We start from the raw sequence: 13,766 nt of genomic DNA, 5'->3' as shown, positions 1-13,766 counted from the left end.
AAAATTCATTTACTGATATATAGGAATCTGCGGTTTATTTGTATATAATTTGTTAACACGCAATGATGATGTTGCGTCTGCGCAGACAGGTTATAAAGGCAATAATAGTACCCGCAGCGTGGTTTTCACTTGTGCAGAAGAGGGGCAAGCGTATGTCTGTCTATCTTTTAATTAGCGGTAGCATATTTGGTTTATACGTTATCGTTAATTTATGGGCTATGAGCTCTAATCGATTAAATCGCCCCGCCTATGTTCTGGCGGAATTTGATGGCATAGTAGGTGTACGTCATAACAGTCTGTCGAGGCTATTTGCCGGCTTTACTACGTTTGTCTCTAAGCAGCATATTAGCCGCATTCAGGTAACCCAGGAGTGCCTTACCTTATTTACCGACAACAATGATACGGTTGATATATGGTTGTCAGACCAATACTTAGGCTCCAACGCCAGCTATGCAAAACTATTATTTCCTAAGGCAGAGTTTATTAACAGCCCCGCCTGACCCTAAAAACCCGGCTTAACGGCCGGTTTTTTGTGCTTGCCCCGCCTGATTTTACACATAACTCCCACTTTGTTTACATTCTATAAATAACTCGTAAAGCTTAAGCACCGCATTAGCGGGTTGCACCAATTTGAACATTGGCCTGCCGACTACTTTCCCTAAGTTAGCTACGTATAATTGCGCCGTCTCAGCATATGCTGGCAATCATCCAACGCAAGGGGGTTATTTTATGGCGAAAACAAACCATGGTTTCATAGAAGATTTATTTGCTTTGTTAAGTGCCGGCCTGTTTGTGGCATTCGGGGTGTATTTATTTCAGTCACAGGATTTAATGGTAGGCGGGGCCGCCGGGTTGGCGTTGCTTAGCACCTACGCATTGCCTTTGGATTTTGGACAAATGTTCTTTTTGATTAATATCCCATTTTACGCACTGGCCTGGACGCAGATAAGTAAGCGTTTTACTTTAAATACTTTTATATCGGTCACTACCGTTTCTGTGTTATCAGACCAGATACCCGCGTTTGTGGATATTTCCCACGCGAATCCTGTGTTCAGCGCAGTATTTGGCGGTATTTTGATCGGTGTAGGTATGCTGATAATGTTCAGACACAGCTCAAGCCTCGGTGGGGTCGGTATACTCGCCTTTTATCTTCAGGCTAAATATGGTCTACGGGCAGGTATATTTCAGCTGTGCGTGGACGTCGCTATTTTAGCCGGGGCGTTAGCGTTCATAGCCTGGCCTCTGGTATTAATATCCGTGCTTGCTGCCTTCTGTCTGAATATGGTTATTTCACTTAACCACCGGCCAGAACGCTATGCCACGCCGCCCAAAAAAACAGTTCAGGAAGCCGCTGAAACCAATCTTGACGATAATCTGCAACCGCAAAATAGTTAAACGCAGGTAGCATATCGCCACGCGAAGGATTTAAAAATTTGCGGGTTACCCCTGGCTTTTGGCAAAGCACAATAGCGTGCTAAAAAGAAAACCCGGCGCCAGGCCGGGTTGGAATAAGGTCTTACTTCGTGGCTTTTTTCGGAACGGGTTTTGAAAACATACCTCTGTTTACCCGAGGGCGTGAATAAGAAGTACGCATAGAAAAAACCTCTCTTGTGTTATTGACTGCATCCTTACAACAAAAAGGCGTCCGAAGTGTTGCGCAACAGTGGTCACTATAACCGCTCCGACTTTTCCTTACCTTAATCCTTTAGGCTATATCTTGCAGCTAACCGGTTAATATACATTAGAAAAATTCTATACTTCAGGATGTATCCACGGGTTGGGGGCATTGATCATCACTATACGCTGACGCCAGCCACACACAATTGGCCACAGCCGCCGTCTGGCGTAATAATACCGCTGATGAGCGCAGTAGCGGTTACAAGCTGGTATCCAACAGCATCATTACCACAAAACCAATCAGCAATGTAAAGGTCGCTAAATTCTGGTTACCGTTGTTGTGAGTTTCAGGGATAATTTCGTCGCTGATAATAAACAGCATGGCGCCGGCGGCAAAAGCCAGAGCCCATGGCATAACAGTAGCGGCACTAGAAACGGCCACCGCACCAATTAAACCGCCCACCGGCTCAACTAATCCGGATAATATTCCGATAAGCGCCGATCTGCCGGTGCTATAGCCCACTGACAGCAACGCCACGGAAACGGCCAGCCCTTCGGGAATGTTCTGTAAACCTATACCTACCGCCAGCGTTATACCGTTTTCAAGCTCACCACCGGCAAACCCAACCCCCACGGCGAGGCCTTCGGGAACATTATGCAAGGTAATGGCGGTAACAAACAGCCAGATTCGGCCAAGTTTATAATGGTTGCCGCCTTCGCGACCAGCAGTGAAATGTTCATGCGGCACATACTGGTGAATCGCGAATAAGGTAAAGGCCCCCAACAAGGTGCCAGCCCCTACTGCAGCGCCACCTAAGATATCGGAGTGATAATTGCTACTGGCGTGCTCTAAAGCAGGTAACAGCAGCGAGAAAAAGGTCGCCGCAAGCATAATACCGGCGGCGAGGCTAAGTAAGCCATCTTCCATCCGCCGGGACAATTTGCGAATAGCAAAAACACCCAGGCTGCCGACAGCGGTGCCCAGGCTGGCGCAAAAACTGGCCGTAAAGCCCATTAAAATGACATCGCTGGCTTGCATTAGTACTCAATTACTACAACAGATAGTTCTTTATAACACCATTCTACGGGCTTCGGTTCACTTATCTACTGATACCGAACCACCCTGGGTACGCGTGGCGATACCCGGGTTACCAGCTCATAGGCTACCGTCTGCGCACAGCTGGCTACTTCATCAACCGATAGTTGCTCCCCCCATAATTCGACGGTGTCGCCCAGCGCTACCGCAGGAATATCTGTTACATCAATGCTGAGCATATCCATGGACACTCGCCCTACCAATGCCGCACGCGCGCCACGTACCAGTACCGGCGTACCATTAGGGCAATGCCGGGGATATCCATCAGCATAACCAATTCCGACGGTAGCAATCAGGCTATCTCGCGGCGCCTGCCAGACCTGGCCATACCCTACCCCTTCACCCGCACGAACTTGGCGCAGAGCAATAACACTGGCCCGCAATGTCATAGCCGGTTGTAATGTGAGTCGGCTGGGGGCCGGATGCAACGGATTAGCACCATATAGCGCGAGGCCCAACCGATTCCACGCGCCATGGCTACCGGACAGGCTGAGGGTGGCAGGTGAATTGGCCACCGACACAGGCATATTAACGGCTTTTGCCAATTGAGAAAGGCGAGCCAGTTGCTGGGTATTTAACGCCACATCAGGTTCATCAGCGCATGCCAGGTGTGAAACCAGCACACTTTGTTCATTTAATAAATGCTGATAAGTATTGACCAATGAAACTAATTGCGCCGGTGGCAAGCCAAGGCGATGCATACCGGTGTCTACTTTGAGCCATATAGCAATACGCAGCTGTAATTCATCCACCCAGCGCAACTGGCTTTCGTCATGCAGCACTAAGGTCAGGTTGTGCTGGCTCGCCAGTATGCAATCTTTTTTCTGGTGGGGGCCTTCCAACACCACAATCGGCTCTTTGACCCCGTTTTCACGCAGCTTTATTGCTTCTTCAGTAATGGCCACCGCAAAGGCCTGCACATGGCCTCGTAAAATCCGCGCAATGTTTACCGCGCCATGACCATACGCATCGGCTTTGATGACCGCCATCGCCTGACTCCCCGGTGCCAGCCGGGTCAAGGCGGTGTAATTATTCAGTATTGCATCGGCATGGATTATTGCCTGTGTCTGTCTGCTCAATGGCCTCAAATTCCCAAACATTCACTCGCTAAGTAGCCGCATATTAACATGATTTCGCGCCCGCACCGCCGGTATACTTTAGACCTCGAATAATCTAAGCTGACTGACAAATGCCGCTACTGACTGAATACTATGTTTGCTCACTTTGCCTTGGCTGATATCGCCGTGCTGGGCGGGTATGCTGCTATTATAGTGGTCACCGGTGCCGCCTTAAACCGGCGCACTCAATCCACTCAGTCGTTTTTTTTGGGTAGCCAGCAAATGCCGGTTTGGGCGGTGGCCATTTCAGTGTTGGCTACCTCCCAGTCTGCCGCTACTTTTCTGGGCGGTCCGGATCAAGGATACCGGGGCGATTTAACCTATTTGTCGACCAGTCTGGCAGCGATTATAGGCGCCTTGTTAGTCGCCATCTTCTTACTGCCCCGGTACTACCAACACCGGGTGTTTACCGTTTACGAATTATTGGCAGTACGCTTTGGCGACAACAGCAAGCGACACGCCGCGCTGTTTTATCTCTTTGGCCGATTGTTTGCCAGCGGCGCCCGCTTATATATGGCCGCCCTGGCTATCGCTATGCTGTTATACGGTAATATTGCGCCGCCGAGTGTGCTTACCTCGATTGCCCTGCTGGCGGTAGTGGGCCTGCTCTATACCCTTGCTGGGGGCATCCGTACGGTTATTTATACGGATGTGATTCAGGCCGGCCTATACATCAGCGCGGCGCTGGCCCTGGTGATATCGTTAATGCAATTTATTCCCGCTGACCTTAGCCATATTTTGCAAGCCCTACAACAGCCCACGCCGGACGCCACCTCAAAATTACGGCTTCTAAACTGGTCATGGGATTTTAGCCCATCGGGCGTGTTCTCAATGGGCTCAGTCCTAACCGGCTTTGTACTATTAAATGTGGCCGCCTTCGGCCTTGATCAGGACATGACACAGCGCTTACTGACCTGTCATAATAAGCGTAAAGCCACGCATGCTATGCTGTTGTCTACAGTAGTGGGTATTCCGGTCATTGCGCTATTTATATTGGCCGGCATGCTGCTTTTTATCGTCTATCAACGTCCTGATTTAATGCATGACAAACTTGCGCTGTTCGATGGCAAAACTGAAACTGTATTTATGCACTATGTGCTTAACGGATTAGCCCCCGGGCTTAAAGGACTGGTCACCGTAGGAATTATTGCCGCCGCCTTGTCTACCCTGAATTCGGGCTTAAATTCTATGGCCAGTGTAGTAGTGCAGGATATTTACCGGCCATACCGGATGCGCCGGCTTAAACAGGATGACGATACCCATTTTGTTCTGGCTGCCAGGGTCGCCATGGCGTTGGTGGCGTTTGGACTAAGTATCCTTGCTGCCTTATGTTTTTATTGGCAGCAATACACACAAACCCCCTTACTCCAGTTCGCCCTTGGCGTAATGGTGTTTTCCTATAGTGGTTTACTGGGGGTTTACTTTGTCACGCTGTTCAGTCGGCGCGGTAATCAACACAGTGTGCTGGCGGCCCTGATCAGTGGTTTTATTGCGCCACTGCTATTACAACCTTACGTACAAACCTGGTGGTTACCCGCCCCATGGCAGGTATCACTGGGTTTTACCTGGCTATTACTTATTGGTACTGCCGTGGCGATGGCGGTATGTGCGCTGGGCCCCCCTCACTCAATTATCAGGAATAACACTTATGAACCTTCAGCATAATGACATCATGCAGCAGTTAACCCAACTGATGTCAGAGGGTCGTAACCCGGACACTATGAACCTGGACGCCGGTAGCACGCTGGAGATTGTCAGTGCGATAAATGCCGAAGATCAAAAGGTCGCGCCGGCCGTCGCTACGCAATTACCTGCCATTGCCCGTGCGGTAGATATTATTGTAGAACGATTGCGCCGCAAAGGGCGGTTGATTTATGTTGGCGCGGGCACCAGCGGCCGGCTAGGGATACTGGATGCGGTAGAATGTCGCCCAACTTTTAGCGTGCCCGACACGCTCGTAGTGGGGGTAATTGCCGGCGGCCAGCGTGCTATCGAACACGCCGTAGAAGGCGCTGAAGACAATGAGCCGCAAGGTGCCCAGGACTTACAGGCGCTATCCCTCCAATCAAATGATGTAGTGGTAGGCCTGTCGGCCAGCGGCCGCACGCCTTATGTGGGCGGGGCTCTGGCTTATGCGCAGGCCACCGGTTGCGCCACTATAGCTATCGCCTGCTCCCCTGGCACCCGTATTTTGCAGCAAGCTGATGTAGCAATCTGTCCCCAGGTAGGGCCCGAAGCTCTTACTGGTTCCACCAGAATGAAGTCCGGTACTGCGCAAAAACTGGTACTCAATACATTATCGACAGCCAGCATGGTAAAGCTGGGTAAAAGCTATTCTAACTTGATGGTTGATGTGAATGCCTCTAATCATAAACTGCGCGCGCGTGCGGTAAGAATTGTAATGCAGGCAACCGAGTGTGATGAAGCTACTGCGAAGACAGCGTTACAGGAGGCGGGCCAACAGGCTAAAGTCGCTATTTTAATGATTCTCAGTGGGGCTAGTGCCGAGCACGCCAGCGCCTTGCTAAATCAACAGCAGGGTTATTTGCGTAACGCCTTAGCGGCAGGCCGCTAATGTTGCGACTAGTATTTACCACCCTTTGGTTATGCCTGGTAGCAAGCCCGGCAAGTGCGCTAACCGTTGGGGCAGAGCAACCTGCGCGCTATTTACCGTTACTTAAAAATAAAAATGTGGCACTGGTGGTCAACCAAACCTCACGGGTGCAGCAGACACATCTGGTCGATTATTTGCTACAACAGCAGATTAACGTCGTGAATGTGATGGCGCCTGAACATGGCTTTCGCGGCCAGCAGGGAGCGGGCGAGCATATTGCTGATAACACCGACGCAAAAACCGGTCTGCCCATTACCTCGTTGTACGGCGCTACAAAAAAACCCACAGCCAGGATGTTGCGTGGGGTTGATGTAATAGTGTTTGACATTCAGGATGTGGGCGCGCGGTTTTACACCTACATCAGTACCTTACACTATGTGTTGGAGGCGGCAGCACAACAGGCGATACCGGTTATTGTACTGGATCGACCAAATCCTAATGGCCGCTTTGTAGACGGTCCGGTGCGCGAGGCAGCGTTCAGCTCTTTCGTGGGCGTGGATCCGTTGCCTGTATTACACGGCATGACGGTGGGCGAGTTAGCCTTGATGATACAGGGCGAAAACTGGATTGAGCAGGCTCAGTCTCTGGCGCTGACAATTATCGATATAACAGATTACCAGCGTGATATGCCCTATGCGTTACCTTATGCGCCCAGCCCTAATTTGCCTAACGCCACCGCGATACGGCTTTACCCTTCGCTATGCTTTTTTGAGGCTACCAGCGTTAGCATTGGCCGAGGCACCGACCTGCCCTTTCAAGTGGCTGGGCACTCAAAGGTTAGGCTGGGTTCGCTGACGCTCACGCCAACCTCGCGGCCCCAGGCCGCGGCGCCTAAATTGGCAGGGCAACAGGTGTGGTATAAAGACTTGCGTCATAGCACCATGCAAGGCCTGGATTTATCTTTATTTATAGAAACTTACCAGCAATTCATGCAGGCAAATGAGACCTTTTTTACTGCCCCGGCATTTATGGACAAATTAGCGGGTACCGACAAATTACGTAAAGCAATTGAACAAGGACAAAGCATAAACGCGATTCGAGCAACATGGCAAACTGACCTTGAACACTTTCGTAAGGCCCGTGAGCCGTATTTGCTATACCCATAAGGCATTGAAGATAACACCGGTTTGCAGAAAAGCAGTTGATCAGCAAGGCTAAATCTTCTTAAATGAACGTTCCGTTATGTTGTTAAGGATGGGTATGCCTGAGAAGACTGCCATGGATGCTCGCCACTGGCACGGATTCACCACCGCCATAGGCGAGGTGTTGCGTCCTGAACAGTGTATCAGCGATTTGCCCCGCCGCCTTGCCTATAGTACCGATGCCAGTTTCTATACGCTGATACCGCAACTCGTGCTGCAGTTGGACAACCTGGCCGAGGTGCGCCAGGTTCTGCGATTAGCGACCCAATGGTCTATTCCCCTCACCTTTCGCGCGGCAGGTACCAGTTTATCCGGCCAGGCGATCAGCGACAGTGTACTGCTTACGCTCAGCACCAAATGGCAGCAGGCAGAGGTATTGGAGCAAGGTGCCCGCATCAGGATGCAGCCCGGTTTAATCGGGGCTAAAGCGAACGCTGCCCTGGCACCTTTGGGCTATAAAATCGGTCCTGATCCGGCTTCTATCAATACCTGTAAAATTGGGGGTATTGCCGCTAACAACGCATCGGGTATGTGCTGCGGCATTGTTCACAACAGTTATCACACCTTAGCTGATATGACCCTGGTATTGGCTGATGGCAGTATGCTCAATACGCACGATGAACAATCTGTATCGCAGTTTCGGCAAACTCACAAAGCACTCCTTGACGGGTTGGCGAGCCTGCGGGACAGGGTGCGCGCTGATACTATTCTAAGCCAGCGTATACGGCATCAATACCGACTTAAGAACACCATGGGTTATGGGTTAAATGCACTGCTGGATTACACAGATCCATTGGCTATCTTAACTCACCTGATGATTGGCTCTGAAGGCACATTGGGATTTATCGGGGAACTAACCCTGCATACCGTCAAAGTTGCGCCCTTGCGCGCTACCGGCTTGTTTTTATTTGAAAACGCCAGTGCCGCATGTGCCTGTATTGCGAGCTTAAAGCAACTTGGCGCTGCCGCCGTCGAATTGATGGACGCCCGGGCGTTACGCCGTGTAGCCGATATGCTGAATACATATTCTACCGCCCCCGTGGCCGATACCGCCGTGGCCCTGCTCATTGATGTTACCGATAACAACGCCCCGGCTTTGGCGACCCGCTTAGCCAGCATAATGGCCGCGCTAGAGCAGTCGGCCAGGGTACAGGTAATGTGCCCCTTCACCCAGGTCAGTGAAGAAATTGAACGTTTATGGCAAATTAGAAAAGGCCTGTTTCCTGCGGTAGGCGCTATACGAGAGAGTGGCAGCACAGTCATTATTGAAGATATAGCCTTCGGCTTGGCCGACCTGGCAGCAGGGCTAGGGGCGCTCGATACCTTGTTTACCCGCCATGGGTATGATGAAGCAATTGTGTTTGGCCATGCGCTGGACGGAAATGTGCACTTCGTTTTTACCCAAAAGTTCGAGACTGCAGAGGATATTGCCCGATACCAGGCTTTTATGCAGGAAGTGAGCACACTGGTAGTCGAGCAGTTTGCGGGCACGCTTAAAGCCGAACATGGTACCGGCCGTAATATGGCCCCCTTTCTAACTCAGCAATGGGGCAGTGCGGCGGTACAGGTCATGCAGCAAATTAAGCATCTAATTGATCCGGCCGGTATTCTAAACCCGGGGGTTATTATTAATCCCAACAAACACGCTCATTTGCAGCATTTAAAACAGCTTCCCGCTGTCGATCCTATTGTAGATAAGTGTATTGAATGTGGTTTTTGTGAACCGCAGTGCCCATCACGTAATCTCACCCTGACACCACGTCAGCGTATCGCGCTTATGCGCCGCGCCAGCCTGCTGCCGGTGGCCGCCCGCGCCGAGGTAGAAAAGGCCTTTGGCTATTTGGCCGATACCACTTGTGCAGCTACCGGAATGTGTGCCACCAGCTGCCCCGTCGGTATAGATACCGGAGCCTGGATAAAACAGCGTCGTGCGCTCCATACCCCGGACGCAGCAAGTTTTATGGCTAATCATCTTGCTCTGACCCATCGGGCCTCCCGCAGTGCTTTATCCACCGTTTCCTGGCTAGCCAAAACTATCCCGGTATCAATACTGGAAACGGCAAGCCAACGGGCCCATGAAATAAGCCGCGCCCTACCGGTTTACCACCGCTATGTACCGGCTGGGGCTACGACAGTGCTGCCCACGTCCGCTGGCTATAAAGACAAGGTGGTTTATGTACCCGGCTGCCCCAACCGCCTATTTGCTGCCCCGCCCGGGTACGATCCACTACCCGATGTGGTCGTCAGGCTGCTCAACAAAGCGGGAATTGAAGTTATTATTCCTGCAAAATATTCCCGTTACTGTTGTGGCCAGCCATGGCGTAGTAAAGGCAATATAGCAGCAGCTTGCCACCACGAAGCGGCCATGAGCAGTTTGCTTGCCAGTTATACGGAACAAGGTAGGTGGCCGGTGATCACCGACGCCAGCCCCTGCGCACTTAATCTGCATACCCAACAGGGGCTTAATATTGTTGAACTTGCCGAGTTTCTGTTAACCACAGTGGTACCCCGTCTCGAGATCAGCCCACACCCCGAACCATTGATGTTGCATGTATCCTGTAGCAGCCAGCAGCTGGATGGCGGAAAGTCTTTGCGTACGCTGGCCAAACGGCTATCGGTAGAGGTTACTGAAGCTCAGGATATTAGTTGCTGTGGGTTTGCCGGTGACAAAGGCTTTACCTGCCCGCAGCTAAATGAAAGTGCACTGGCCTCGCTAGCCGGCCAAATTCCGCCCCGCACGCAGTGGGGCTTTAGCAATAGCCGAACCTGTGAAATAGGCCTGACTAAAGCCGCCGGCATTCACTATCAACACATTGCCTATTTACTCGATAAGGTTAGTGAGTCTTTACCTTCAAATTTCTCAGGGGCCGTTTATGCACCATAGTCTGATAGCGCATCTAGCCCAACTGGCGCAGCATCAATGCCTGCCCGGCTTGAATAAGCCCCATCTATGCTTTGACGACATTGCGCCAATAATGCATCAATTAGCCCACCACCCAGAGGTTAGTTCACAGCTTGTTGGCCATTCATTTAATGGTACCCCTATTTACCGCTTAAGTGTGGGGCATGGCCCCCTGGTGGTCTTAGGCTGGACACAAATGCACGGCGATGAGCCTACCGCTACCGCCGCTGTACTGGACTGGCTCAGCCTGTTAGTTGACCAGCCTGAATTTAGCCCTGCTGAAGCGTGGCAGCATCAATGCACTATCCATATAATTGTGATGCTGAACCCGGATGGCGCCAGACTCCAACGGCGCGAAAATGCCCAGGGTATTGATATAAACCGGGATGCCAGCGTATTGCAATCGCCCGAAGGGGCTCTGTTGATGCGCCAGGTTGAGCAGTTAAAACCGCTGGTAGCATTTAATCTGCATGACCAGAATCCCTACTATGCGGCAGGGCCAGCCGGAGCAAAACCGTCGACCTTAGCCTTTTTGGCGCCGCCTTTTGACGCGCCTGAAACCATAGATACGCGACGAAAACGGGCCATGCAGCTAATTGCAGCCATGTATCAGGGACTTCGGGCGGTTAGCGAGGTGGGCCTGGCGCGTTATATTGAAGGTTATTCCCCACGCTGTTTTGGCGATAATATTGCAGCCCATTGCAGCACTATATTAATAGAAAGTGGTGCCTGTTTGAATGACCCCAACCGTCAGCAGGCTCGCAGTCTTAACGTGGTCGCTTTGCAATTGGCGCTAACTCATTTACTGCACAATACGCTGGATGATTTTGCGTTAACAGACTATCTGGCGATTCCTGAAAATAAAGAGGACGGCTATTGTGACATTGTTTTACGTCATGTTTGCCAGCAACGTGAACAACAACGCTTTTTTACCGATATCGCCATCAATCATAGCGCTGAGGCCCCTTATGCGCTTATCACGGCAATAGGCGATCTTCAGCCTCAGCAGGGCTTTATTGAAATAGACTGTGATGGGCTGACCTTGTTACCGGCTAAAGGTGTCCGTGTCGCCCCAGGCACGAAACTGACCGAAGAAATAGCCCTGAACTGGCTAAAAGCAGGCTATAACCATATTTCTCAGTGTGAAGACTCACTAACCCAAGAAGCTCGCAAAATTGGATTGAAAGTTCAAAATTCACCCCAACTCTATCCGTTTAAAGGAGATACGGCAGCCTTAATTCTGGCACGTAATGGTAAGCCGGAGATTGCCATTATTGGCGCCCGGGTTTGAACCCTTAAAGACTAATGCTGACGCAACGGTATAGTGACCGGTGAGCGCCCGGTTAATGGTATTTTACCGTACAGGCCCTGCGCCAATGCTTCAAACACCGCCCCCCGGGCCGTAGTGCGCTGCGCGTCCTTATGGGGCAAGGTCTGTACATTGTAGCCAAAAGTAGCCAGGGCGGCATCGCTGACCGCCTCATAGTGGCGTATTTGGTAAGGCGCCCGCATACTTACAAACACCGTCTTCTTGCCCGCTGTCTTTGCCTGTTTCAACAGGGCATATTGCCACTGCTGCCGGGCATTAGCTGAGATTCGCCCGGCGAGTGTAGCAGGGTTGTCCAGGCCGCCGGTTTCGGCCACGCTATGAACCGGTGTAATGTCAGCTAACACCACTATGTCAGCTGATTGCCAGCCAGCCGTCTGCCGCATATCACTTGCGAGCAATGAGGTATAACACTGCACTTTGATTGCCGGACTGATCCCAGTCAGCGCTGCGGTAAAAGCATGACAGCGAGCCGTATCTGGCATGATGGCGGCTATACGCTGGCTGATATCCAATGGCAGCACTTTGGTATTGAATAGCTGGGTCAGTGCTGCTTGGGCTAATGCCAGTTCGGTGGCCTGCTGGGCGGCCGAAGGCAAGGCCGCCGTAGCCCTTGCCTGGCGCACCAGCAGTGATTGCTGTAAAAACTGCCCGGCGGCATGGCCTTCCTTCAGCGCAAGGATGCGTGCGGCTGAAGCAGTGAATTCGGTATGTGATAATGCGCCGGAAGCTAATGCGCCAAGCACATGTTGTCTTATCTGATTAAACCGATGGATGTCGTCTGGATTACGAATAGAAAATGGCATCAAGGCAATATCGGCGCCCGCCGAAAATGTCTGCACCAGCGCCTGGCTAGGCGTAAAATATTGCGCGATACCTGCCATATCAAGTGCATCTGTCACAATTAACCCCGTATAGCCCAGTTGGTTACGCAATAAACCGGTAAGAATTTTTTTCGATAGGGTCGCCGGCAACGCTATTTCTTCACCCGTCCGGGAGGTGACTTTTGTATCATCTAGCGCAGGATACTGAATATGTGCACTCATGATCATTTGAGGGGGCGTCGCGCTTTTAATGGCCCGTACAAACGGCAGCAAATCAGCGCGCTTTATGTGGGCTAAACTATGCTCAACTTTGGGCAACCCGGTATGGCTGTCGACACTGGTATCGCCGTGACCAGGAAAGTGTTTAACCGCGCTGACAATCTGCTGCTTTTGTAGCGCGGCAATGGTTGCTATGCCCAGCTCGGCCACCAAAGTAGGTGACTCTCCATAGCTTCGCACATTAATTACAGGATTATGCGGATTACTATTCACGTCAATCGAAGGTGCAAAATTAACGTTAAATCCTAATAATCTAAGTGAGTTAGCCAACCCATTCGCCACCTGCGTAGCAAACTCGGTATCATAAGCAGCATAACTGGCTCCAATTGCCATATTGCCTACGTATCGGGTAGCCATAGCATCTGGGATACGTGCAACCCGTCCACCTTCCTGATCAATAGCAATAAACAGAGGTGGCAGATTATTATCGTGCATAAGTTTTTGCAGCTGATAATTGAATTTGACCACCTGGGCTACAGAGCGAATATTTTCGCTAAACAAGATTACGCCACCGATGGCGCCGGAGGTAAGTATGTCAGCCAGTGCCGGGGTTAACTCAGTGACAGGCTGACGACACGTGGCAGCCGGCGTATTGTCCGCACAGAAATAGCGAAAATCCAGTATCATTTTTTGCCCGAGCATCTCGCTATCAGATAACGAACGGGCGGCGTTTGCTGCACCACAGCCTATCAACAACAGCAAAAATCCGGCAAAATACTTCATAGCAAGGCACACACCAAAACAAACAGTGCACGTATGCTACTGCACCCCTGCAATAAATCAAAACAACGGCTTGCGAAAGTTAACGACAGTTGCGTACAGTACAAGCAGTGTCTTTTTTATAATG

At 51.1% G+C, this 13,766-nt stretch carries 10 protein-coding genes; 7 read left to right on the top strand and 3 right to left on the bottom strand.

The window, feature by feature from the left end; all coding sequences use genetic code 11:
- Nucleotides 1-152: 152 nt before the first annotated feature.
- Nucleotides 153-500, top strand: coding sequence for a hypothetical protein (locus tag D0Y50_RS02165; protein ID WP_108565607.1), 348 nt, complete (start codon nucleotides 153-155; stop codon nucleotides 498-500).
- Nucleotides 501-729: 229 nt separating this feature from the next.
- Nucleotides 730-1,395 carry a YitT family protein gene (locus D0Y50_RS02160; RefSeq protein WP_108565608.1) on the top strand — a complete coding sequence of 222 codons (666 nt, stop codon included), beginning with the start codon at nucleotides 730-732 and terminating at the stop codon, nucleotides 1,393-1,395.
- 481 nt (nucleotides 1,396-1,876) lie between these two features.
- Here D0Y50_RS02160 and D0Y50_RS02155 read toward each other — a convergent pair whose 3' ends face one another.
- Nucleotides 1,877-2,656, bottom strand: coding sequence for a ZIP family metal transporter (locus tag D0Y50_RS02155; protein ID WP_108565609.1), 780 nt, complete (start codon nucleotides 2,654-2,656; stop codon nucleotides 1,877-1,879).
- Nucleotides 2,657-2,721: 65 nt separating this feature from the next.
- Entirely contained in the window at nucleotides 2,722-3,792 is a 1,071-nt protein-coding gene (alr, locus tag D0Y50_RS02150; RefSeq protein WP_117318601.1) for an alanine racemase, read from the bottom strand.
- Between the two features lie 132 nt (nucleotides 3,793-3,924).
- Here alr and D0Y50_RS02145 point away from each other — a divergent pair, with 132 nt between their 5' ends.
- The 5 genes from D0Y50_RS02145 to D0Y50_RS02125 all read left to right on the top strand — a co-directional run bounded on the left by D0Y50_RS02145 (nucleotide 3,925) and on the right by D0Y50_RS02125 (nucleotide 11,780).
- Nucleotides 3,925-5,496: a sodium:solute symporter gene (locus D0Y50_RS02145; RefSeq protein WP_117315269.1), complete on the top strand. Its 1,572-nt coding sequence runs from the start codon at nucleotides 3,925-3,927 to the stop codon at nucleotides 5,494-5,496.
- A complete protein-coding gene (gene murQ / locus D0Y50_RS02140; protein ID WP_117315267.1) occupies nucleotides 5,480-6,406 on the top strand; it encodes an N-acetylmuramic acid 6-phosphate etherase in 927 nt (308 codons plus the stop codon). Before D0Y50_RS02145 ends, murQ begins: the two co-directional genes overlap by 17 nt.
- A complete protein-coding gene (locus tag D0Y50_RS02135) occupies nucleotides 6,406-7,551 on the top strand; it encodes an exo-beta-N-acetylmuramidase NamZ family protein (RefSeq protein ID WP_117315265.1) in 1,146 nt (381 codons plus the stop codon). The genes murQ and D0Y50_RS02135 overlap by 1 nt, the downstream gene beginning before the upstream one ends.
- Nucleotides 7,552-7,645: 94 nt before the next feature.
- Nucleotides 7,646-10,471, top strand: a complete 2,826-nt coding sequence (locus D0Y50_RS02130) for an FAD-binding and (Fe-S)-binding domain-containing protein (protein ID WP_218023550.1) — start codon at nucleotides 7,646-7,648, stop codon at nucleotides 10,469-10,471.
- Nucleotides 10,461-11,780, top strand: coding sequence for a M14 family zinc carboxypeptidase (locus tag D0Y50_RS02125; RefSeq protein WP_117315263.1), 1,320 nt, complete (start codon nucleotides 10,461-10,463; stop codon nucleotides 11,778-11,780). The genes D0Y50_RS02130 and D0Y50_RS02125 overlap by 11 nt, the downstream gene beginning before the upstream one ends.
- Before the next feature lie 11 nt (nucleotides 11,781-11,791).
- On the opposite strand, the gene D0Y50_RS02120 is transcribed toward D0Y50_RS02125, so the two are convergent.
- Entirely contained in the window at nucleotides 11,792-13,642 is a 1,851-nt protein-coding gene (locus D0Y50_RS02120) for a glycoside hydrolase family 3 protein (RefSeq protein ID WP_117315261.1), read from the bottom strand.
- Nucleotides 13,643-13,766: the final 124 nt, after the last annotated feature.

The organism is Salinimonas sediminis (assembly GCF_003429285.1).
Lineage (GTDB): Bacteria > Pseudomonadota > Gammaproteobacteria > Enterobacterales > Alteromonadaceae > Alteromonas > Alteromonas indica.
The sequence above is the reverse complement of the archived record's forward strand: the minus strand, read 5'-3'. Positions and strand labels throughout refer to the sequence as shown.